The sequence below is a fragment of the uncultured Microbacterium sp. genome (assembly GCF_937927635.1).
Classification (GTDB): domain Bacteria; phylum Actinomycetota; class Actinomycetes; order Actinomycetales; family Microbacteriaceae; genus Microbacterium.
This window is the reverse complement of record NZ_CALBRW010000007.1, coordinates 113,177-136,203: the sequence shown is the minus strand read 5'-3', so window position 1 is coordinate 136,203 and position 23,027 is coordinate 113,177. Positions and strand designations below refer to the sequence as shown.

At 69.0% G+C, this 23,027-nt stretch carries 18 protein-coding genes; 5 read left to right on the top strand and 13 right to left on the bottom strand.

The window, feature by feature from the left end:
- Positions 1 to 443 (bottom strand): adenylyltransferase/cytidyltransferase family protein (locus tag Q0568_RS02400; RefSeq protein WP_298861633.1); only part of this gene is annotated, 443 nt, incomplete at its 3' end.
- Positions 444 to 529: 86 nt separating this feature from the next.
- On the opposite strand from Q0568_RS02400, the gene Q0568_RS02395 reads away from it, so the two are divergent.
- Together Q0568_RS02395 and Q0568_RS02390 are read left to right on the top strand one after the other, a co-directional pair.
- Positions 530 to 1,849: a glycosyl hydrolase gene (locus Q0568_RS02395; RefSeq protein ID WP_298861630.1), complete on the top strand. Its 1,320-nt coding sequence runs from the start codon at positions 530 to 532 to the stop codon at positions 1,847 to 1,849.
- Between the two features lie 17 nt (positions 1,850 to 1,866).
- Positions 1,867 to 4,938, top strand: a complete 3,072-nt coding sequence (locus Q0568_RS02390) for a glycoside hydrolase family 38 C-terminal domain-containing protein (protein WP_298861628.1) — start codon at positions 1,867 to 1,869, stop codon at positions 4,936 to 4,938.
- Positions 4,939 to 5,398: 460 nt separating this feature from the next.
- Here the strand turns inward: Q0568_RS02390 and Q0568_RS02385 are convergent, their stop codons facing one another.
- Positions 5,399 to 6,784 carry a glycine--tRNA ligase gene (locus tag Q0568_RS02385; RefSeq protein WP_298861625.1) on the bottom strand — a complete coding sequence of 462 codons (1,386 nt, stop codon included), beginning with the start codon at positions 6,782 to 6,784 and terminating at the stop codon, positions 5,399 to 5,401.
- A 201-nt stretch (positions 6,785 to 6,985) separates the two neighbouring features.
- On the opposite strand from Q0568_RS02385, the gene Q0568_RS02380 reads away from it, so the two are divergent.
- On the top strand, positions 6,986 to 7,402 hold the full coding sequence (locus Q0568_RS02380) for a VOC family protein (protein ID WP_298861621.1): 417 nt from the start codon (positions 6,986 to 6,988) through the stop codon (positions 7,400 to 7,402).
- Positions 7,403 to 7,526: 124 nt separating this feature from the next.
- Here the strand turns inward: Q0568_RS02380 and Q0568_RS02375 are convergent, their stop codons facing one another.
- A complete protein-coding gene (locus tag Q0568_RS02375; protein ID WP_298861618.1) occupies positions 7,527 to 8,216 on the bottom strand; it encodes a GNAT family N-acetyltransferase in 690 nt (229 codons plus the stop codon).
- A gap of 129 nt (positions 8,217 to 8,345) precedes the next feature.
- Between Q0568_RS02375 and Q0568_RS02370 the strand changes: the two genes are divergently transcribed.
- Entirely contained in the window at positions 8,346 to 9,815 is a 1,470-nt protein-coding gene (locus Q0568_RS02370) for a peptide MFS transporter (RefSeq protein ID WP_298861615.1), read from the top strand.
- 129 nt (positions 9,816 to 9,944) lie between these two features.
- Here Q0568_RS02370 and Q0568_RS02365 read toward each other — a convergent pair whose 3' ends face one another.
- The 3 genes from Q0568_RS02365 to Q0568_RS02355 form a co-directional block, all read right to left on the bottom strand.
- Entirely contained in the window at positions 9,945 to 10,343 is a 399-nt protein-coding gene (locus Q0568_RS02365; RefSeq protein ID WP_298861612.1) for a hypothetical protein, read from the bottom strand.
- Positions 10,344 to 10,566: 223 nt separating this feature from the next.
- On the bottom strand, positions 10,567 to 11,526 hold the full coding sequence (locus tag Q0568_RS02360) for a serine hydrolase (protein WP_298861609.1): 960 nt from the start codon (positions 11,524 to 11,526) through the stop codon (positions 10,567 to 10,569).
- A 116-nt stretch (positions 11,527 to 11,642) separates the two neighbouring features.
- Complete coding sequence (locus Q0568_RS02355; protein WP_298861606.1) at positions 11,643 to 13,607, bottom strand: M13-type metalloendopeptidase; 1,965 nt, start codon at positions 13,605 to 13,607, stop codon at positions 11,643 to 11,645.
- Between the two features lie 172 nt (positions 13,608 to 13,779).
- Here Q0568_RS02355 and Q0568_RS02350 point away from each other — a divergent pair, with 172 nt between their 5' ends.
- Positions 13,780 to 15,456, top strand: a complete 1,677-nt coding sequence (locus Q0568_RS02350) for an ATPase, T2SS/T4P/T4SS family (protein ID WP_298861604.1) — start codon at positions 13,780 to 13,782, stop codon at positions 15,454 to 15,456.
- A gap of 70 nt (positions 15,457 to 15,526) precedes the next feature.
- Here Q0568_RS02350 and Q0568_RS02345 read toward each other — a convergent pair whose 3' ends face one another.
- Genes Q0568_RS02345 through Q0568_RS02315 form a run of 7 tightly spaced genes read right to left on the bottom strand, consistent with a single transcriptional unit; the run spans position 15,527 to position 23,026 of the window.
- Positions 15,527 to 16,765 (bottom strand): type II secretion system F family protein, encoded by a 1,239-nt coding sequence (locus Q0568_RS02345; RefSeq protein WP_298861601.1) that lies wholly within the window; start codon positions 16,763 to 16,765, stop codon positions 15,527 to 15,529.
- Positions 16,765 to 17,904, bottom strand: a complete 1,140-nt coding sequence (locus tag Q0568_RS02340; RefSeq protein ID WP_298861596.1) for a type IV pilus twitching motility protein PilT — start codon at positions 17,902 to 17,904, stop codon at positions 16,765 to 16,767. The genes Q0568_RS02345 and Q0568_RS02340 overlap by 1 nt, the downstream gene beginning before the upstream one ends.
- Positions 17,901 to 18,665: a hypothetical protein gene (locus Q0568_RS02335; protein ID WP_298861593.1), complete on the bottom strand. Its 765-nt coding sequence runs from the start codon at positions 18,663 to 18,665 to the stop codon at positions 17,901 to 17,903. Before Q0568_RS02335 ends, Q0568_RS02340 begins: the two co-directional genes overlap by 4 nt.
- Positions 18,662 to 19,342 carry a hypothetical protein gene (locus Q0568_RS02330; RefSeq protein WP_298861590.1) on the bottom strand — a complete coding sequence of 227 codons (681 nt, stop codon included), beginning with the start codon at positions 19,340 to 19,342 and terminating at the stop codon, positions 18,662 to 18,664. The genes Q0568_RS02335 and Q0568_RS02330 overlap by 4 nt, the downstream gene beginning before the upstream one ends.
- Positions 19,342 to 20,424: a pilus assembly protein PilM gene (gene pilM, locus Q0568_RS02325; protein ID WP_298861588.1), complete on the bottom strand. Its 1,083-nt coding sequence runs from the start codon at positions 20,422 to 20,424 to the stop codon at positions 19,342 to 19,344. Before pilM ends, Q0568_RS02330 begins: the two co-directional genes overlap by 1 nt.
- 29 nt (positions 20,425 to 20,453) lie before the next feature.
- Entirely contained in the window at positions 20,454 to 21,323 is an 870-nt protein-coding gene (locus tag Q0568_RS02320) for an A24 family peptidase (RefSeq protein ID WP_298861586.1), read from the bottom strand.
- On the bottom strand, positions 21,320 to 23,026 hold the full coding sequence (locus Q0568_RS02315; protein WP_298861583.1) for a hypothetical protein: 1,707 nt from the start codon (positions 23,024 to 23,026) through the stop codon (positions 21,320 to 21,322). Before Q0568_RS02315 ends, Q0568_RS02320 begins: the two co-directional genes overlap by 4 nt.
- Position 23,027: the final 1 nt, after the last annotated feature.

Sequence of the window (23,027 nt, the reverse complement as noted above, 5' to 3'; positions counted from 1 at the left end):
GCGACGATCTTGCGCAGGCCCGAGCTGGAGAAGCGGTGGTTGCGGCTGTTGAAGTACAGCTCGATGCCGGCCTCCTCGCAGTACGCGCGGCCGGTGAAGTCGCGGTCCTCGTACTCGTCGCCGACGATGCGCACGTCGAGCTTGAAGGAGCGCAGGATGTCCTCGAGATCCTGCTCGGTGGAGTACGGCACGATCTCGTCGACGTACTCGCAGCCGCGCAGCTGGATGTAGCGCTCCACGACCGTCTGGGTCGGAGCGTTCTTCTCGGGACGGTCCAGGGTCGGGTCCATCTGCAGACCGCAGATCAGGTAGTCGCACTGCCGCTTGGCCTCGGCCAGCATCATGATGTGACCGGCGTGCAGCAGGTCGAAGGTCGAGAACGTGATCCCCACCCGCGGACCCGGGTTGTAGTCCTGGTGCTTCTTCGTGGCAGCATCCGTCATCGTGTCTCCTCCTGTACGACAGGGAAATCCTATCGGCCACGCGGACACCGCCGGTCGCGGCTGTGCGCCGCGGGTACGATTCGAGGATGCCGACCATGCTCGAACCCGGCGCACCGCTGCGCTTCGGCGCGAATTACACGCCGTCGAAGGACTGGATGCACTCGTGGCTGTCCCTGAACCTGGATGACGTGCGACGGGACTTCGCCGGTCTGGCGGAGCTGGGGCTGGACCATGTGCGCGTCTTCCCGCTGTGGCCGGTGCTGCAGCCGAACCGCACGCTGATCCGCGAGCAGGCCGTCGCCGATGTGCGCGCCGTGGTGGATGCTGCGGCCGAGTTCGATCTGGACGCCAGCGTGGATGTGATCCAGGGGCACCTGTCGAGCTTCGACTTCATCCCGTCATGGCTGTACACCTGGCACGACAAGAACATGTTCACGCACCCCGAGGCGCTCAGCGGTCAGACCGCTCTCGTAGAGCGGCTGGGTGCGGCGCTGGCGGATGCCGAAAACTTCCTGGGCTTCACGACCGGAAATGAGACCAACCAGTTCTCCGCCCCGGTGCACCCGTCGCCATGGCCGCTGACCACCGCCGAGGCCGAGAACTGGATCACGACGCTGTTGGATGCCGCAGAGCGCAGCGCCCCCGGTCGGCAGCACGTGCACAGCGAGTACGACGTGGCCTGGTACCTGGACGGCCACGCGTTCACGCCGGCCCTCGCCGCACGGCTGGGTGCCATGACGACCGTGCATTCCTGGATCTTCAACGGCACCGCACAGCGCTACGGAGGGCGCTCCACGGCATCCGATCGTCACGCCGAGTACCTGATCGAGCTCTCTCGCGCGTTCGCGACCGACCCCGGACGCGTCACCTGGCTGCAGGAGGTGGGGGCGCCGTCGAACTGCCTCGCGGACGCCGAGACCCCGGACTTCCTGGAGGCGACGGTGCGCAGCGCCGTGCGCACCGAGAATCTGTGGGGCATCACCTGGTGGTGCTCCCACGACGTGAGCAGGGCGCTGGCCGACTTCCCCGAGCTGGAGTACTCGCTGGGGCTGATCGAGAACGGCGGCGCCGCGAAGCCCATCGGCCGTCGCTTCGCCGAGATCATCCCCGAGCTGCGGGAGCGCCGTCCCGCACCGGCGCGCACGCTGGGCATCGTCATCGAGGTCGACGAGGCGGACCTCCCCGTCAGCCGCGCCGCGATGAGTCCCGGCGGCGCGATCTTCCAGAGTTGGGTGGACGCGTGCGAGGCCGGTGCGGATCCGGCTTTCATCACCTCGACGGATGCCGCGGATGCCGCCATCCTCGCGAACCGGGGCATCACCGAACTGCTCCGCCCCGACCTGGCCACCGGATCGCGGGCCTACGCGTCGAGCAACACCGTCGTCGACCCCGGCGCCACCGCCTGAACCGCAAGGAGCGGACTGTGCACGAAGAGACCTCCCTCACCGTCGGCCGCGCCAACCGGGTGCTCGCCGAGCGCGTGCGCCCGGCCATCCACTCCGCCCGGGTGCCGCTCGACATCGGCGCGAACGTCCTGCCCGGCGAGCCCATCACGCCCGCCGAGGGACTCGCGCTGGAGTACCAGCCGTTCGAGGCAGGCAGCATGTGGGGGCCGGCCTGGGGCACCACGTGGTTCCGCCTGCGCGGCGAGGTGCCCGCGGACTGGGCCGGCAAGAAGGTCGAGGCGCTCATCGACCTGGGGTTCGATCAGAACATGACCGGCTTCCAGTGCGAGGCGCTGGCGTACCGCCCCGACGGCACGCCGCTGAAGAGCATCAACCCGCGCAACCAGTGGCTTCCGGTCACGGATGCCGCCGAGCCGGGCGCCGCCGTGGAGTTCTACCTGGAGGGCGCCTCCAACCCGGTGCTGCTGGACTACCACCCGTTCCTGCCCACGCAGCAGGGCGACATCCGCACCTCCTCCCCCGAGCCGCTGTACCGGGTGCGGCACATGGATCTGGCGGTGTTCGAACCGGAGGTGTTCGAGCTGGCGCTCGACGTGGAGGTGCTCATCGAACTGCAGGCAGAGCTGCCCGAGACCGGCCCGCGCCGCATGCGCATCCTGCAGGCCCTCGACGACGCCCTCGACGTGCTGGATCTGCAGCGCATCACCGAGACCGCACCGGACGCCCGCGCGAAGCTGGCCGATGTTCTCGCCTCCCCCGCGGAGGCCAGCGCGCACCGCATCGCCGCCATCGGCCACGCCCACATCGACTCCGCCTGGCTGTGGCCGGTGCGCGAGACGATCCGCAAGGTGGCCCGCACGACGTCGTCGATGACCGCGCTCATCGACGAGCAGCCCGACTTCCTGTACGGCATGTCCAGCGCCCAGCAGTACGCCTGGCTCAAGGAGCACCGGCCGGAGGTGTACGCCCGGGTTCGCGACGCGGTGAAGGCGGGCCGCTTCCTGCCGCTGGGCGGCATGTGGGTGGAGTCCGACACGGTCATGCCCACCGGCGAGTCGCTGGTGCGCCAGTTCTCGCACGGCCAGCACTTCTTCGAGCGCGAGTTCGGCATCCGCTCCAAGGGCGTCTGGCTGCCCGACAGCTTCGGCTACTCCCCCGCCCTGCCGCAGCTGATGCGCCGGGCCGGGTTCGAGTGGTTCTTCACGCAGAAGATCTCCTGGAACCAGCGAAACAGGTTCCCGCACCACAGCTTCCTGTGGGAGGGGATCGACGGCTCGCGCATGTTCACGCACTTCCCGCCGATGGACACGTACACGTCGCAGTTGAGCGGGTCGGAGGTGGCGAAGGCGTCGCGCCAGTTCCAGGAGAACCGGGTTGCCACCATGTCGATCGCGCCGGTCGGCTGGGGTGACGGCGGCGGCGGCACCACCCGCGAGATGACCGGCAGGGCCGCGCGCCTGTCGTCGCTGGAGGGATCCGCGCAGGTCGAGTGGAAGCATCCGGATGTCTTCTTCGACGACGCTCGCGCAGAACTCACGGATCCCGCCGTCTGGGTCGGCGAGCTGTACCTGGAGCTGCACCGCGGCACGCTGACCAGTCAGCACGCCACCAAGGCGCTGCACCGCCGTGCCGAGCAGGCGGTGCTCGAGGCAGAACTGTGGGCGACGACCGCCGCCGTGCGGCTGGGCGCTGAGTACCCGTACGAGGAGCTGGATCGGCTGTGGGAGACCGTGCTGCTGCACGAGTTCCACGACATCCTGCCCGGCACGTCGATCGCGTGGGTGCATCGCGAGGCCGTCGCCGTGCTGACGCAGGTGGTGGCGGATGCTCGCACGCTGACGGATGCTGCGACGCGCGCGCTCGCGGGTGAAGGCGAGCGGATGCTGCGCTTCACCCCCACCTCGGTCGGCGGCGGGCGTGCGCTGGGCGCGGAGTTCGCGGATGACGCTTCGACAGGCTCAGCGCCCCAGAAGGCTGAGTCCCTGGAGGTTGGGTCCCTGAGCCCGTCGAAGGGTCGCCCCGAGACTGGGTCCCTGAGCCTGTCGAAGGGCCCCGACGGCATCCAGCTCGAGAACGACCTCGTCGCGGTCACCGTCTCGCCCGAGGGCCTGATCACCTCGGCGATCGATCGGGCATCCGGCCGCGACGCCATCCCCGCGGGCCGACCCGCGAACCTGTTCCAGCTGCACCAGGACTTCCCCAACAAGTGGGATGCCTGGGACATCGACCGCTACTACCGCAACCGGGTCGAGGATCTCACAGGGGTCGTCTCCCTGAAGGCATCCGTCATCGACGGCGCCGCCGTCGTGACCGTGAAGCGCGCGTTCTCGGCATCCGAGATCACCCAGACCATCACCCTGCGCCCGGGCTCGCGCACGGTGCTCCTGCAGAACGACATCGACTGGCACGAGACCGAGAAGCTGCTCAAGCTGGCGTTCCCGCTGGACGTATTCGCCCGCGAGACGCTGGCCGAGACGCAGTTCGGGTTCCAGCGCCGCGTGACGCACGTGAACACCAGCTGGGAGGCGGCGAAGTTCGAGACCTCGATGCACCGCTTCGTGCTGGTGCAGGAGGACGACGGCTTCGGCGTCGCGCTCGTGAACGACTCGATCTACGGCTACGACACCTCGCGTGACGTGGACGGCGATGACGTCACCACCACCATCCGGCTGTCGCTGCTGCGCGCGCCGCGGTTCCCCGACCCGGACACCGACCACGGGCACCACGAGATCGCCGTCGGTCTGGTGATCGGTGCGGATGCCGAGCTCGCGACCGCCGAGGGGATCGCGCTCAACTCCCCCGCACAGCTGGTGCGTGGTGCGAACGAGCTCGAGCCGCTGGTGTCCGTGACCGGTACGGGTCTCGTCGTCTCGTCCGTCAAGCTGGCAGACGACCGCTCCGGCGACGTGATCGTGCGCGTCTACGAGTCGCTGGGCCGCCGCACGACGGGTGCGCTGACGGTGGCGTTCGAACACACCGGCATCCGCGAGGTCTCACTCATCGAAGACGAGCTGGACGAACCTCGCACCGGCGGCGAGCTGTCGCTGCATCCGTTCGAAGTGCGCACGCTGCGCATCGCGCGGGGCTGAGCCCCGGCATCCGCCTCCGGCCGCCGCACAGCATCCGCCTCACGCCACCGAGACTCTCCAGTACGGCGAAACCCCTCGTGAGCGACGCCACGCACGAGGCAATGCGTCCACGCACGCTCTTTGCCCTGCGCGAAGGAAACGTGCTTCTTTCGCATGCATCCGGCTGCAAACCCCCGTGTTCGTGCCGCAGGCTGGATGCAGACCACCACGCAAAGGAGCTTCCGTGAACAACGCCTCAGACCTCATCGACACCGACGCCCTGCTCTTCATCGGCCGCCCCTACTGGTTCGAAAAGCACCCCTCGCAGGCCGAGGGCGAGGACTTCTGAGTCCAGCCCTGCGCGTCTGACCGCCGCTCCGCACTCCGCCGAAACCCCTCACCACAGCCGAAACCCCTCCTGAATCACGTCAGCCAGGGAGGGGTTTCGACGGTCAGGAGGGGTTTCGGCGTGGAAGGGCGGTCAGGCTCCGCGCAGCCGCTCGGCCAGGTAGGCCTGCAGACCCTCGAGCGGCACGCGCTCCTGGGCCATGCTGTCGCGGTCGCGCACGGTCACGGCGTTGTCGTCGAGCGAGTCGAAATCGACGGTGACGCAGAACGGGGTGCCGATCTCATCCTGGCGGCGGTAGCGGCGGCCGATGGCGCCGGCGTCGTCGAAGTCGATGGTCCAGTGCCCGCGCAGCGTGTCGGCCACCTCGCGCGCCAGCGGAGACAGGCGCTCGTTGCGAGACAGCGGCAGCACGGCCACCTTGACCGGCGCCAGGCGCGGGTCGAGCTTGAGCACGGTGCGGGTGTCGGTACCGCCCTTGGCGTTGGGCACCGACTCCTCGACGTACGCGTCCACGAGGAACGCCATCATCGAGCGGGTCAGGCCGAACGACGGCTCGATCACGTACGGCGTGTACCGCTCGCCGGATGCCTGGTCGAAGTACGTCAGCGACGAACCGGAGGCCTCGGAGTGCGAGGACAGGTCGTAGTCGGTGCGGTTGGCGACGCCCATCAGCTCGCCCCACTCGTGGCCGGCGAAGCCGAAGCGGTACTCCACGTCGATGGTGCCGGCGGAGTAGTGCGCGCGGTCATCCTCGGGCACGTCGAACTGGCGCATGTTCTCAGGGTCGATGCCGAGGTCGATGAACCAGTCCCAGCACGCCTGCACCCAGTGCTCGAACCACTGCTGCGCCTCAGCCGGCGGCACGAAGAACTCGATCTCCATCTGCTCGAACTCACGGGTGCGGAAGATGAAGTTGCCCGGCGTGATCTCGTTGCGGAACGCCTTGCCGACCTGGCCGATGCCGAACGGCGGCTTCTTGCGGCTGGCGGTGAGCACGTTGGCGAAGTTCACGAAGATGCCCTGCGCGGTCTCGGGGCGCAGGTAGTGCAGGCCCGACTCGTCGTCGACGACACCGAGGTAGGTCTTGACCAGACCGGAGAAGGCCTTGGGCTCGGTGTACTGCCCCTTGTTGCCGCAGTTCGGGCACGGCACGTCGGCCAGGCCGTTCTCGGCCTTGCGGCCCTTGCGCGCCTCGAAGTCCTCGACGAGGTTGTCGGCGCGGAAGCGCTTGTGGCAGTTCAGGCACTCCACCAGCGGGTCGGTGAACGTGGCGACGTGGCCGGAGGCCTCCCACACGCGCTTGGGCAGGATGATCGACGAGTCCAGGCCCACCATGTCGCCGCGGCCGCGCACGAACGTCTGCCACCACTGCCGGCGGATGTTCTCCTTCAGCTCGGTGCCGAGGGGGCCGTAGTCCCACGCCGAACGGGAACCGCCATAGATCTCACCCGCTTGGAACACGAACCCGCGGTGGCGGGCGAGGGCGATGACCTTGTCAAGACGGGACTGTTCGGCCACGGTGGCTCCAATGGTCGGATGCTACGGGGAAACGCCCGTGATCACGGGCATCCCAATCCTACCCGTGCCTCCTCCACGCCCCCACCCGCGTCGAGAGAACCACACCTCGCCGAGTGCACGGGTCGTTCGCGCGAAGAGCCCGTGCACTCGGCGAGGTCCCGTGCTCTCGACGGAGCGGGAGGGAGGTGCGAGGCTGGGGGCATGGATCAGCGCGTGAGCTTCATCACCCTTGCCGTGGCAGACGTGGCCCGCAGCCGGGCCTTCTACGTGGACGGGCTGGGCTGGCATCCGATCTTCGAGGCCGATGAGGTGCTGATGCTGCCCGTCGCAGAGCGAGTGATCCTCTCGCTCTGGAGCGTGGAGGGCTTCACCGCCGAGATCGGCGAAGCACCGGCATCCGGAATCGCGCCGATCACCCTCTCGCACAATCTCGCGACCGAGGCGGAGGTGGATGCCGTGCTCGCCGAGGCCGAGCGACTCGGCGCCACGGTGTCGAGGGCGACCCGGCGCGAGTGGGGCGGGTACTCCGGCTACTTCGCCGACCCCGACGGCTTCCGCTGGGAGATCGCGGTCAACCCCGGTGACACCGGGGCGTTCGTGCTGCCGCCCGCACGGTGATGCGCCCCTTCCCCTCCCACGTCGAGAGAACGACATCTCGCCGAGCGCACGGCTGCTTCACGCGAATATGCCGTGCATTCGGCCAGGTCCCGTGCTCTCGACGGAAAGGAGGGAGGGAGGGGACTCAGGCGGTGAAGAGGTAGCCGCGGGCGGGCTCGAAGCCGGCGATGCGCAGGCCCTTTCCGAGCTGCTCCTCGATGTCGGCGCGCAGCCGCAGCCGCCACTGGTGAGCGGCATCCGGGTCCGAGACGCGCATGGCCTCGACGTCCGTCGGGATCTGCACCGTCGCGAGCACGGCCTCGGATGCCGGCGGCCTGGCGATGTCGGCCAGCGACCACTCCACGTCCAGCCGGTCGCTCTCGTCTCCGGCATCCCCGCCTCCGAAGATGCCGTAGCGGTTCACGGTGTACGACGTGACGCGGGCGCCGAGCACGGTGAGGAAGAAGTGCGCGTTGCGGGCGACCAGCGGGTCGTACGTCCACGTGACGCGGCCGACCTCGCGGGAGAACGCCCACTGGCGCTGGTGCTCCTTGAGCTCGCGGCCCCAGCCGCGGCCGCGGTACTCCGGCAGCAGGGCGGTGATGTGCGAGTGCATGGTGCGCTTGCCGGGCTCGCCGAAGAACGCGATGGAGGCGCCGACCATGCGCTCGGAGCCGTCCTCGCCGTCGAACAGCCCCACGACGTAGTTGCCGGACTGCTGCAGCGCGCGCAGCGTGCCGGCGTCGATCACGCGCTCGGGCCCGCGGATGCTGTCCAGCAGCCCCTGCGCGTCGATGATGAGTTCTACGGTGTCGAGATCACGGATGGTTCGCACAGTCACAGTCTGCCCCTCACGGCCCGCGGAACGAAACGCGGGGCGGGTCGGGCATCCGATCAGCGGTTCGGGAATGCCTCGACCGGGTCCGACATCGGCCCCAGAATGCCCGCCGGTTAAGCTGAAGCAATGCCTTCTTCACCCGTAGCGCCCGAGACCACCACTTCGGGCGCCACCTTCTTCGGGCAGCCACGAGCTCTCGCGAACCTGTTCGGCGTCGAGATGTGGGAGCGCTTCAGCTTCTACGGCATGCAGGGCATCCTGCTGATCTACCTGTACTTCAGCATCAAGGATGGTGGCCTCGGGATGCCGGAGGCGCTGGCCGGCGGCATCGTCGGCGCCTATGGCGGATCGGTCTACCTGTCCACGATCCTGGGCGCGTGGTTGGCCGACCGGCTGTTCGGCTCGGAGCGCGTGCTGTTCTTCAGCGCGATGGTGATCGTCGCCGGTCACGCATCCCTGGCCCTGCTGCCGGGCTTCTGGGGCGTGGGCGCCGGCCTGGTGCTCATCGCACTCGGGTCGGGCGGGCTGAAGGCCAACGCGACGTCGGTCGTCGGCACGCTGTACAGCGAGGAGGACACTCGCCGGGATGCCGGTTTCTCGCTGTTCTACCTGGGCATCAACCTGGGCTCGTTCTTCGGGCCGGTGCTGACCGGTCTGCTGCAGGACACGGTCGGGTTCCACTGGGGCTTCGGTCTGGCCGCGGTCGGCATGGTCGCGGGCCTCGTCCAGTACAGCTTCGGACGTCGCGCGCTGCCCGCCGCGGCATCCGCTGTGCCGAACCCGCTGCCCGCGCGTCGCTACCCGCTGGTGATCGGCATCGCGGTCGTCGCGATCGCGCTGATCGTGGTGCTGACGCTGGTCGGCGTGGTCCGCGCGGACAACCTCGCGAACCTCGTGATCATCGGCGCGCTGGTGGCCACGCTGGCGTACTTCTCGATCATCCTGTCCAGCCGGCACGTCACCGCCACCGAGCGCTCTCGCGTGTGGGCGTTCGTTCCGCTGTTCATCACGAGCGTGGCGTTCTGGTCGCTGTACCAGCAGCAGTTCACCGTGCTGACGGTGTACAGCGACAAGCGACTGGATCGCATGATCTTCGGCTGGGAGATGCCACTGGTGTGGGTGCAGTCCATCAACCCGGTGTTCATCATCGTGCTCTCCGGCGTGTTCGCCGCGCTCTGGACCAAACTCGGCAGACGCCAGCCCACCACCCCGGTGAAGTTCGCGCTGGGCACGATGGTCATGGGAGCCGCGTTCCTGCTGTTCCTGCCGTTCGCGAACGGAGGCGAGAACTCCACGCCGCTGCTGGCGATCGTCGGCATCCTGCTCGTGTTCACCGTCGCCGAGCTGCTGCTCTCGCCCATCGGCCTGTCCGCGGCGACCAAGCTGGCGCCCTCGCACTTCAAGGCGCAGATGGTGGCGCTGTTCTTCCTGTCGATCTCGCTGGGAACCGCCATCTCGGGCTGGCTCGTGCAGTTCTACGACCCCGAGAACGAGGTGCCGTACTTCGCCGTGCTCGGCGCCATCGCGATCGTCGTCGGCCTGGGGCTGGCGCTGTCGGCGAGGCCCGTGCTCAAGCTCATGAAGGGCGTCAGTTGAGTCGGATGCCGTGACGCTCGGGCTCGCTTCAGCGTCCGCGCCCCTGTTCAGCGTCCGCGCCCCTGTTCAGCGTCGCCGCTGAGCGGGGGCGCGGACGACCAGCAGGGGCGGCGATGCCGCCAGAAGTGCTCAGCCGAGCGTGCGACCGTCAGGATCGCCCGGGCGAGCGGGGCGCAGCCGTGCGGGCGCGGGCCAGGGCAACGTGAAGCGCTCGGCCGGCGGACGCTGGATGTCACCGAAGTCGTCGACCTTCACCACGACGCGGCCCGTGGTTCCGGCATCCGACGGCGTCACCTCGACGAAGCGCACGCGGAGGGGTGCGGATGCCTCGCCCTCCAGCATCCACGCATCCGCGAGCCACGCGAGCCCGACCTCTTCGAGGGCGACCTCGGCATCGAGCCAGTCCACAGGAGCGGATGCCGTGCGGCCGAGCACATCGATGGCGACCCAGTCCTCGCCCTCGGGGCGGATCCAGCCCAAGAGCTCTCCGTCGTCACGGCGGTGCGGGGTCCAGTCGGCGGGGATCATCCCTCGACGGTAGCCGACCGTCCCGGTGCACGCGGCAGTTCCCGTCACGCGGCAGTTCCCGTCGCACGGCAGTTCCCGTCGCGCGGCAGTTTCCGACCGAAGCGGCGCAGATCTGCGCAGCGCGGACGGAGAACTGCAGCGCGAGGGCTGCGAGCCGTCAAGAAGTGCAGCGTGGGACGAGAAGAGCCGCGCGCGGCCCAGGGGCGAGGAGCGCCCGCACCGCTCAGTGCGTGTACTCCATGAGGTCGGTGCCGAGGATGCGGAAGGCCTCGTGCGCGCGCAGCCTGTGGCTGATCGACAGATCGTCGAAGCACACGGTCAGGGCGTAGGAGATGCCGGCGCGAGGGCCCGCCAGCACGCCGGCCTCGGCACGCACGCCGCGGTCGCGACCGGTCTTGTTGATGAACAGCAGCCCGTGGGAGTCGTGCTCGTGCGCGAACGGGTCCAGGCCGGTGGCGGCTCCCACCAGGCTGAGGTCGTGGTTCAGGCTCAGCCACTCGGCCACCTGCACGCTGACGGCGGCATCCACCACGGTGGAGTTCACCAGCGCGGCGAAGAGTCTGGAGAACTCGCCGGTGGTGCCCACCGCGACGTGCGGGGCATCATCCGGTCCGCGCTTGTCGCGGAAGTGATCCAGCACGGCGCTGCGCGGCATCCCGAGGCTGACCATGCGGGCGCGCACCTGGTCGTGGCCGACGGCGTCGAGCAGGGCGTTGGCGGCATTCGGATCGCCGGTGGCGGCGGCCAGCACGGCCAGGTCGATCAGCGGCAGCGCCGGCGCGCGCAGGCTGCGCCACAGCCCTGAGCCGGACACGAAACCGTCGGCGGTCCGGTCGACGATGCGCAGCGGATCGAGCGCGCCCGACTCCAGCGCCGCCGCGGTCTCCACCAGCACCGGCACGAACCCGAGCCCGGCGATGGGCAGCGGCACGTGGTCGTCGCCCGACAGCACCGTGCGGCCCGTGTCGAGATCGGCGACGTGCACCGACACCTGCGCGCCCGAGGTCGCGAGCTCCTCCAAGGCGCGCAGCGACGACGCGAAGGACCGGCGTCCGACGGCAGCGCGGCGCGGCGTGCGTCGGCCGCCCCGCTGGGAGCGACGTGGTGCGGTGGCAGTGCCATCGACGGGCGCAACCGACGCGCTCTCAGACGGGTCCGGGCCCGCAGCGGAGGGGGAGCTCACGCAGGAATCCTCACGGCAGAAGTATGCATCGGTGACCGGATGCACGGCGGGGGAGCTGGGAGCATCCGACTGACTCGGCTATCGTAGCCCCCTGATCGCGACCGGCGGGAGCCTTCTCACCAGATCGTGACGCGCTGCTCCTTCGGCAGGTGCAGGGCGTCGCCCTCGTCCACGCCGAACGCGTCGTAGAACGCGTCGATGTTGCTGACGATCTGGTTGCAGCGGAACTCGTTCGGCGAGTGCGGATCGATGGTCAGCAGACGGATGGTCTCGGCCTCGCGGCTCTTCTGCTGCCACACCTGCGCCCAGCTCAGCAGCAGGCGCTGGATTCCGGTGAAGCCGTCGATCTCGGGGGCGTCAGCGCCCTGCAGCGACAGCTCGTACGCTTTCAGCGCGATGCCGAGGCCGCCCAGGTCGCCGATGTTCTCGCCGATGGTCAGGGCTCCGTTGACATGGTTCTCGGCGGGCAGGCCCACCGGCACCAGCGCGTCGTACTGCGCGATGAGCGCTTTGGTGCGCTCTTCGAACGCCTCGCGATCGGCATCCGTCCACCAGTCCTGAAGTCGGCCTTCGCCGTCGTAGCGACTGCCCTGGTCGTCGAAGCCGTGGCCGATCTCGTGGCCGATCACGGCGCCGATTCCGCCGTAGTTGGCGGCCGCGTCGCGGTTCGGGTCGAAGAACGGGTACTGCAGGATGGCCGCGGGGAACACGATCTCGTTCATGAGCGGGTTGTAGTAGGCGTTCACGGTCTGCGGCGACATGAACCACTCGTCGCGGTCGATGGGCTGTCCCACCTTCGACAGCTGGCGGTCGTGCTCGAAGATCGTGGCGCTGCGAGCGCTGCCCACCAGATCGGATGCCGAGATCTCGACGCCCTCGTAATCGCGCCACACGTCGGGGTGGCCGATCTTGGGGCGGAAGGTGTCGAGTTTGGCGAGGGCCTTCTGGCGGGTCTCCGGGCTCATCCACTCCAGGGTCGAGATGCTCTGCCGGTACGCCTCGATCAGGTTGCCGACCAGCTCGTCCATGGCGGCCTTGGCGGCCGGCGGGAAGTGCCGCTCGACGTAGATCTTCCCGACCGCGTCGCCGAGGGACCCCTCCACCAGCGAGACGCCGCGCTTCCAGCGGTCGCGGATCGACGGGGTGCCGGTGAGCTCGGTGCCGTAGAAGGAGAAGTTCTCGGCGATGATGTCGTCGGTGAGGTACCCCGCCAGGCCGTGGACCACCTTGGCGCGAAGCCAGGCCTTCCAGTCGTCCAGACGCTCCTCGACCAGCAGGGCGCCCAGGCCCTCGAAGAAGCTGGGCTGGTAGACGACGAGCTCGTCGAAGGCGGCGTGGTTGGCCGTGGACACGGCCTTGCGCCACGGCGTGAGGTCGACGCCGACCAGCTGCTGGAACTCGTCCCAGGTCTTGAGGTTGTAGGTCTTGACGGCGTCGCGCGAGGCGACGTTGTCCCAGTGGTGCGCGGCGATCTCGTGCTCCAGGCCGAAGGCGCGGTCGGCGGTGGCCGCGGCATCCGCATCTCCCGCCAGCGTCAGGATGCGCTCGAGGTGAGCACGGTACGCGGCGCGGGTGCCCTCGAAGCTCTCCTGGCGGTAGTAGCTCTCGTCGGGCAGCGACAGGCCGGCCTGCACGGCGAACGGCACGTAGCGCTCGGGGTTGCCCGGGTCGGGCTCGACGAACACGCCGATCAGTGCCGCGACGCCCTCGCGGTCGAAGTTCCCGACTGTGGCGAGGAAGGAGCGGATGCCGTCGATGGCGTCGACCTTCGCCAGCTGCTCCTGCAGCGGGGCGAGGCCGAGCGCGGCGATGCGCTCGGTGTCCATGAAGGCGGTGAACAGGTCCCCGACCTTGCGGTTCAGGGTGCCGGCCTCGGCATCCTGCGACTCCTCGATGATCGCGCGCACGTCCTTCTCAGCCTGCTCGGCCAGCAGGTGGAAGGAGCCCCAGCGCGCCTTGTCGGCGGGGATCTCGGCGGCCTCGAGCCACGCGCCGTTGACGTGGCGGTAGAGGTCGTCCTGGGGGCGGATGTCGGAGCTGAACTCGCTGATGGCAAGACCCGAGGGCAGAACGTCAGTCATGCGACCCAGCCTAAGCGCGCACGGCGACATTCACTCCAATCGCCTAGACCCGACCGACCGTACCGAGATCATCACGCCCATTCCCCTGGCGCGCGGCGGCGCATAGGATGTCCCGAAGGCGTTCACCGGGATAGGGGTATCCCACGGGGGTGGTGGACGCGAAGGGGAAAGGATGTCTGCCGTGCGCGGACTGGGAGAGTACCTCGTGCTCGCGGGCGCTGCCCGCGCCGAGGACATCGCGAACACGATCGACGAGGTGGGCGACGGCGAGGCGCTCGCGCGACGCCTGGTGCAGGACCGCCGCGTCACCGAGCAGCAGGTCGCCGAGGCCGTGGCCCTGGCAACCGGTCACCGGTTCACCGACCTGACCGAGTACGAGTTCGATCCCGAGGTCATCGCGCTGGTGCCGGAGTCGCTGTGCCGTCGCTACCGCCTGCTGCCGCTGCGCATCCGCCGGAACCGGCTCACCGTCGGCATGATCAACCCGACCGACATCATCGCGCTCGACGACGTCGCCAGCGTGACCGACCTGCGCATCGTGCCCGTCGTCGTGGCCGAGGATGCCCTCAGCCGTGCCTTCGAGCGCTACCTGCGCTCGGACAGCGAGCTCACCGACCTCTCCGAGCAGATCGGCGAGACCTCGGGCGCATCGCACGTCACCTTCACCGAGCAGCTCGACGACGGGGATGCCGATGCCCCGATCGTGCGCTTCGTGAACCTGCTGATCACGCAGGCCATCAACGACCGTGCCAGCGACATCCACATCGAGCCCGGCGAGCAGCGCCTCACCGTGCGGTTCCGCATCGACGGCGTGCTGCACGAGATGCAGCGCGCCGACCGCAGCATCCAGGACGGCGTCATCTCGCGACTGAAGATCATGTCGTCCATCGACATCGCCGAGAAGCGCATCCCGCAGGACGGCCGCATCTCGGTCATGCACGACGGGCGCGCGGTCGACCTGCGCGTGGCCACGCTGCCGACGGTGTGGGGCGAGAAGATCGTCATGCGCATCCTCGACAACGGCGGCCAGAACACCAGCATGAACGACCTGCTGTTCTCCAGCGCCAACGAGAAGGCGTTCAAGGATGCCATCACGCGGCCGCACGGCATGGTGCTGGTGACCGGCCCGACGGGCTCGGGCAAGTCCACCACGCTGTACACGGCGCTGCGCGAGGTGGCCAATCCGCGGGTGAACGTCATCACCGTCGAGGACCCGGTGGAGTACCGGATGCCGGACATCAACCAGGTGCAGGTGAACCCGCGGGCCGGACTCACGTTCGCCGCCGCGCTGCGGTCGATCCTGCGCGCCGACCCCGACGTGGTGCTGGTCGGCGAGATCCGCGACCGCGAGACGGCCCTCATCTCGGTGGAGGCGGCACTCACCGGCCACCTGGTGATGTCGACGCTGCACACCAACGATGCGCCCAGTGCCCTCACCCGCCTGACGGAGATGGGCACGGAGCCGTTCCTGGTGGCCACCGCGCTGACCGCCGTGGTCGCCCAGCGCCTGGCCCGCCGGCTGTGCACCCGCTGCCAGGCTCCGCTGAACACCGACGAGGCGTCGCTGATCGCGCTCGGCATGCCTGCCGATCTCGCGCACGACGCCCGCGTGCACCGTGCGGTGGGATGCTCGGCGTGCTCGAACACCGGCTATCGCGGCCGCGTGGCCGTGCACGAGGTCATGAACGTGACCGAGGAGGTCGAGCACGCGCTGGTGTCGCACGCCACGGGCGGCGAGATCCGCGAGATCGCCCTGTCTCAGGGCATGGTGCCGCTGCGCGAGGACGGCTGGGCAAAGGTCGCCCAAGGCATCACGACCATCGAGGAGATCCTCCGCGTCACGGTGTGATGCGGGGGTCCGCTCCGACAGGCTCAGCGCCCCGATAACTGGGTCCCTGTGCCTGTCGAAGGGCCGAGGCTCAGCCCTGCTTGGCCATGTCCCCGTACAGCGTGAAGATCGGCATGTACAGCGAGATCACCATGCCGCCGATGATCACGCCGAGGCCGACGATGAGCACCGGCTCGATGAGCGACGACAGCTGCTCGGTTGCGGTCTCGACCTCGTCTTCGTAGAACTCCGCGATGCTGGCGAGCATCTCAGCGAGCGTTCCGGACTCCTCGCCGACGGCGACCATCTGCGCCACCATCGGCGGGAACACCTCGGCCTTGGCCAGCGGCGCGGCGAACGAGCGCCCGGCGCGGATCGAGTCCTGGATCTCGCGCACGGTCTCCTCGATGCGCCAGTTGTTCGAGGCCTGCCCGACGATGGCCAGCGCCTGGATGATCGGCACACCGGCATCCAGCATCATCGACAGGTTCCGCGAGAACCGCGCCACGGCCATCTTGGTGACCAGCGGCCCGAAGATGGGCAGCTTGAGTTTGAGCGGGTCGACGACCTTGCGATAGGCATCCGTGTACCTGTTGCGGCTCCACCACACCAGCCCGGCGATCACCAGCACGACCAGGATCGGCGCGATCCAGAGCATGTTCTCGGACAGGGTCACCAGGATCTGCGTGGGCAGCGGCAGGGCGCTGCCGAGCCCGGCGAACATGTTCTTGAACACCGGCACGACGAACGTGATCATGGCGAACACGCCGAGCACCGCGATGATCAGCACGACCATCGGGTAGGTGGTGGCCGACTTGATCTTGTTCTGCAGGTCGGACTGCTTCTGATAGTTCTCCGCCACGGAGTCCAGCGCCTTGCCGAGGAATCCGCCGGTCTCGCCGATCTGCACCAGCGACACCATCAGGGGCGGGAAGACGTCCGGATGCCGGCCCAGGGCGGTCGAGAACGAGGAGCCGCTCTCCACATCGGACTGCACCACGATCAGCACGCTCTGCAGCTGCTTGTCGTCGGCCTGCTCGGCGAGCACGGTCAGCGTGCGCAGCAGCGGCAGGCCCGCGTTGACCAGCGCGGCCATCTGCCGCGAGAACACCGCCAGCGTCGAGGCGGGGATGCCCTTGCGCAGCTTGGGGAGATTGATCTCCCTGTTCAGGCCGGACTTCGACACCAGCCCGACGTGCAGCGGAGTGAGCCCCTGCGCGCGCAGCTTGGCCACCACGACGGAGTCGCTGGGGGCATCCATCGTGCCCTTGACGGTCTTGGTGGTGGCCGGGTCGACGGCCTGGTACTCGTATTCCTGGATGAGAGCCATCAGGAGCCCCAATCGTTGAGCTGTGATCCGCCGGCGTAGTTGGACCACGATTCCGCGTCCACGCCCACCGAGCTCACGTGCACGTTCTCCAGCGAGCGGGGGTCGGATGCGAAGGTGCGTGCCACGGCGGGGGCGATGGCGCCCGAGCTGATCAGCCGCCGCAGATCCTGGTCGAGGGTGTGCATTCCCACCGACGATCCGGCCTGCATGGCCGAGTACAGCTGCGACACCTGGCCCTCGCGGATGAGGTTGGCGACGGCGGGGACGTTCATCAGCACCTCGGTGGCGATGACGCGGCCCTGCGACTGCGCGCGGGGCAGCAGCGTCTGGCTGATGATGCCCTGCAGCGTGTCGCCGAGCTGGGTGCGGATCTGCCCCTGCTGATCGGACGGGAACGCGTCGACCAGTCGGTTGATCGACTTCGCGGCGCCCTGCGTGTGCAGGGTGGACAGCACCAGGTGGCCGGTCTCGGCGGCGGACAGCGCCGTGGAGATCGACTCCCGGTCGCGGAGCTCGCCGACCAGGATCACGTCGGGGTCCTGGCGCAGCACGCGGCGCAGCGCTTCGGTGAAGGACGCCGTGTCGCTGCCGACCTCGCGCTGGTGGATGAGCGCCCGCTTGGACTCGTGGTGGAACTCGATCGGGTCCTCGATGGTCACCACGTGCACCGGCCGGGTGCTGTTGATGACGTCGACCATCGCGGTGAGGGTGGCGGACTTGCCCGAGCCCGTGGGGCCGGTGACCAGCACCAGGCCGCGCGGACGCAGGGCCAGGTCGCGGGCGACGGCGGGCGCGCCGAGCTGCTCGATGGTGAACACGCCGCCTGGCACGAAGCGCAGCGCCATGGCGACCTCGCCCTGCTGCCGGAAGACGTTCACGCGGAAGCGGCCGATGCCGGGGGTGGCATGGGCCAGGTCGACCTCGTGCCTGGTCTCGAACTCCTCGCGCTGCGGTTCGTTCATCAGCGCCTGCGCAGCGGCCTCCGCCCAGTCGCGGCTGAGCGAGTCCACATAGCCGGGGATGGTCACCAGGTCGCCGTCCACCCGCATGAGCGGCACGGATCGAGCCGTCAGGTGCACGTCGGAGGCGCCTGCGCGCGCGGCTGTTCCGAGCAGGTCGCCGAGCTGTTCCAGGATCACTGTGCACTCCCGTCCGTGCGCAGGAACGTGATGGCCTCGACCTTGATGTCGAAGCCGTCCGATCCCGCCGTCACCGTCGCCTTGTCGATCGCGACCAGCCGCTGGGCGTCGCGGAGCCCGTCGAGGAACTGCTGCACGGCATCCATCGTCGGCGCGCTGACCGCGATCGAGACTCGCACCTGCTGCCGTCCGGAGGCGGCGTCCGCGGGCTTCGCCGCGGTGTCTCCGGATGCCGGTGACGCGGCCGTCCCGTTGGCGTCGGCGCTGGTCGCCGCGGCGTTCGCGTCGGCTGCCGAGGCGGTGGTCTTGGCATCGGACACCGGTCCGGTGCCGTCGGATGCCGGAGCATCCGCCGCGGGAGTCGGCGTCGCCGCCGGCTTCTCGATGACCAGGCCGGAACGCGGCGGCGCCGGCCGCGGCTCGAACGCGGTCAGCTCGCCGCGCGTGATGCTGGTGATCGTGGCGCCCGACGCCGTCGCGGCGGCGTCGACGATGTCGAACGCCTGGTCCAGCAGCGGCTTCTCCGGGATCTGCGCCCGCAGTGCGGAGACCGAGGCCTCGGTCTGCGACAGGTTCTTCTTCGCGGCGTTCAGCGAGTCGATCTGCTGCGCGTAGGTCGCGTTGGTGGATGCCGCCTGCGTGGTCTGCTCGAGCGCGGTGAGACCGCCGGTCATGAGCGGCACAGCGCCGAGCAGGACGCCGAGGGCGACGACGCCGACAGTCACGAGAGCCCCGATGAGGGTGATCAGCTGCTTGTTCATTTCGCGGCCTTCCCTGCCGGGGCGAAGCTGTTCGAGTACACCGTCTGATCGAAGGTGATGTCGATCGTGTACAGGTAGCCGCTGCCGCTGTCCGTCGCGATCGCGTTGGCGTCGGCGCCGGAGATCCCGTCCACCTGGCGCAGCGCACGGGCGTAGGGCGCCATGTCGCGCGGTGTGGGACTGGAGACCGTGATGGTGCCGGTCAGGCCCACGGCCTCCTTCGCCGCGGCCTTGGCCTTCTCGGCATCCGCCTGCTGGGAGGCGGCATCCGGAACGGCGCCGACGGTGAGGTCGAAGCCCACCAGCGTGACGTCCGCGGGGAGCGCGCCCCGGGCCTTGGCGAAGATCCCCGACCAGGCCAGGTCGGACCCCATCGCCTCGGCCCGGTACGCGATCAGGTCGCGCTCGGTCTGCAGCGACCGGCTGACGTCGGAGAGGCCCGCGATCTGGCCCGTGAGCGTGGTGGTGCGTGCCTGCTCTGCGGCCAGCTGCTGCTGGGCGAACTGGTTCCACGCGTAGGCCGCGCCGATGAGCAGCGCCGTGAGCACGAGGGCGCCGACGACCACGCGCGCCCACGTGCCGGTGAGACGTTCGCGTTCGCGGCGCTCGAGCTCGGAGCGAGGCAGCAGGTTCACCCGGGGTGTGGCGCCGACCTGCGGCGCGACTGCGCGTGCCATCATCGTGCTCCTCCCAGTGCCAGTCCCAGTGTCGAGACCATGTTCAGCGCCGACTCGCCTGCCGGCTCCGCGCCGCGCAGGTCGGCGACGTCTCCGAGGCCGATCTGACGGATGGGCACGGAGATGTCCTCGGCGAGGCCGGACGTGATTCCTCGCACGGCCGAGCCGGCGCCGCACAGCAGCACCTGCTGCACGGATGCCGCGTTCGGGCGGTTCAGGTAGAAGCGCAGCGTGGTGCTGATCCGGCCGACGAGTTCCGTCACGGGGCGGCGGCCGAGGTCGCCGCGCAGCTGCGCGCGGCGCGACGTGGCAGCGGATGCTGCAGCATCCGACTGCGCGTTCAGCGCGCTGGCCGCCGCGCGGGCGGGGTCGAGCACGGCGGCGGCCGCGGGCTCGTGCGGGGCGGCCGGGGCTTCGCCCGACTCCACGACGAGGGCCTTCCTCCGCAGCACGGCGGTGGTGTCCAGGTCGACGGGCGTGATGCGCACGAACTCGGGCACGCCGTCCTGCAGGATCACGATCTGGGTGGTGTGGTCGCCGATGTGGACCACGGCGACCGTGCCCTGCGGAACCAGCCGGGCGGCCGCGCGCGCCAGGCCGAACGAGGCCAGGTCGACGTTCACGATGCGGACCTTGGCGCGGTCGAACGCCGCGATCATCCCCTCGACGGTCTCGGAGACGGCCGCCACGAGCAGTCCGTTCAGCCGGTCGCCCTCCTGCGAGGTGGGGTAGTAGTCGAGCACGGCCTGACTGACGGGCACCGGCAGCAGGTCCTGCACCTGGTACGGCAGCGCCTGGCGCAGCATGTCGGGCGCCATCGCCGGAGCGGAGTACTCGCGCACCAGCACGCGCCGGCTGGCGACGCCGAGAGTCGCGCTCTTGGCCTTGATGCCGGCGCTGCTCCACAGCTGGCGGATCGCGACGGCGACCGCACCCTGATCCACCACCTCGGAATCGCGCGCGGAGTCGGGCAGCAGCGGAACCTCGCCGTACGCGAGCACATGCGGGTTGCGATCGAGGGTCACCTCGACCGCGCGCACGCTCTCCTCGGTGATCTCCACACCGACATGACTCTTCGCCATCGTCCTTCTCCCTCTCGCCCCTCAGCCCCTCAGCCCAGGAATCCTGCGTACCACTCGCCGACGCGCTCTCCGACGAGTATGCCCACCCATGCTCCCGCAAGCATCCACGGTCCGAAAGGGATGCCGCTCGATCGCTTGGCACGGCCGGCGATGATGAGCGCGATTCCGAACACGCCGCCGAGTGCGAAGGCGGCGAAGGCGCCCACCACCAGCGCGCCCCAGCCGAACCAGCCGAGCACCGTGCCGACGAGGCCGGCGAGCTTGACGTCGCCGCCGCCCATGCCGCGCGGACTGATCCACCGCACGATGTCGTACAGCAGGAACAGCGCGGCGCCGCCGATGAGCGCGCGGAGCAGCGGCCACCAGTCGAGGCCGGCGGCCCCTGAGCTCAACGCCTGGGTCCCTGAGCCTGTCGAAGGGCCGGCCCCCGACACCAGCGTCGTCACCAGCATCAGTACCACCACCGCGGCCCATCCGGGCAGCACGATGGCGTTGGGCAGTCGCTTGACGTCGAGGTCGATCAGGGTGAGCACCACGCTCAGCGCGGCGAACACCTCCAGGATCGCGAGGACTCCCCAGAACCGCGGCGTGGCCGCCGTCCCCGTCAGGGCCAGCCCGACGGCGACGGCGGCGAACAGCACCCCCGTGGTGAGTTCGATGAAGGGATAGCGGATGCTGATCGGCATCCGGCAGTCGGCGCAACGCCCTCGCAGCGCCAGCCATCCGACCACGGGCACGTTGCGCCACCACGCGATGGGCGCGTCGCAGCCCGGGCAGCGGCTCTCTCGGGTGAGCGGGATGCCCGCCGGAACGCGGTACGCGACGACGTTCAGGAACGACCCGATCGCGAGGCCGAACACCCCCGCCCACACGGCGATGAAGATGGCGAGGGGCGTCACGGGACGTCTCGCTGGGAGACGAGCGCACCGAGCGTGGGTGTGCCGCTGCCGGCGCCGCCACCGGAAGAGCCGCCGCTTCCATCGACGCCGGGAATGCTGACGGGGCGGTATGTGTGCGCCCAGGTGGAGCCTCCCGCGGAGATCTTCCCTCCGTAGATCTGGCCGTTCCATGCACCCTCACCAATGGTGATCTGGCATGGCGAGTATGCGAGTCCGGTGATCTTGGTGCCAAGCTGCACCTGATAGATATTGAGATCTCCCTGCTTCTTCGCACATGTCGGCGCATGATCGGCGACGTTGTCCGGTGCGATCAGGCTGAATCCCAGCTCGGCACCGGTGGCGGAGTTCACTTTCAGCGCCTGCGTGCTGAACGCCGGTGCGATCATCACGATGTCCGTGCGAAGGCTGAGCGTCACGCCGTAGCCCTTCACCGTTCCGCATGCGAGAGCGTTGACCACAGTCGGCTTGGTGTACCCCACCACGGCGTTCTTCAGATCCGACGGATCTGTCGCCATGTCGCAGCCCCCGGTCCAGTCGACCACGTTGTAGCCGAGTGCCTGCCATTTGGACTTGTCGAATCCCATGTCGTACCAGCTGAAGCTGTCCGGCAGGAGCGGTGCGGGGGCGGGAACCTGCGGAGTCGCCGGGGTGGTGAGAGTGGTGTCATGGGTCTTGATGGAGCCCGCTGTCACCCCACCCGCCGTTCCGGGTTTGTCTGCATTTTCGTAGGTTCCCGCGAGGTCGAGCGAGCCTGCAGTGCTACCGCTGAATTTCTGGATGCCGGTGAAGCTCGAGCTGAACACCCCACTCACCGTCGAGCCTTTGAAGGACGAGAACGGCGCAGCGACATGAATCGAACCGAATTGCGCGTTGAATACGGTTCCGTGAGTGCCAGCGGTGTACGAGCTCGAGACGTCGCCGACGACAACGGACGCGTTGAACGCCAGCGCCCCGCCGGCCTTCACATTGCCCTCGACCCGAGCGGCGTACACGGTGATTCCGCTCTGAGTGGTGACGTTGCCCATCACGTGCGTGCTGTTGTTGAGGATGACATTACCGCGGGCCGAGGCGCTGCCTGCGATGTAGGTGCTGTTGGAGGTCGTCAGGGTGCCGAGTGTCACCACGTCACCACCGATGCTCGCGTTGCTGTCGAGGTTGAGGTTCTTCGACGCGTAGAGGCTCCCCGTGATCTTGCAGTAGTTGGTGATGGAGGCGCTGCCATTGCGCACGATCACGCTGCCATCGATGGTCGTCGCACTGTTGCAGTTGAGGTCGCCGTTCTCGACGATGACGTCGCCGGCAGCTCCTTCCGCATCGATGCGCACGGTCGAACTGCTGAGTCCGCCGTTGCCGGCGACCAGGGCGCCGGTGAGGCCCTTGGGAGCATCGGCGGGGGTCACCTTGTACACGGCCTCGACGGTGGTGGAGGACGAGCCAGCGCTCCCGGTCGAGCGATAAGTGACGTTCCCGGCGGAGGGGACGTCACATTTCACGTCCACGCTGTACGTCGGCGACGTGCCGGCTGGTACCGCCGCGCACGGGTCACCGCCGCTGGCCTGTGCGACAGCCGCGGCGAGACCGGCATCCGCGGCCGCACGCGACTGCACCGTACTGCGGCTGGAGACAAGGCTGCTCGCAGTATTGGTCACCATCGCCGCAATCACGACGGCACCCACCATGAGCACCATCATGACGATCATCACC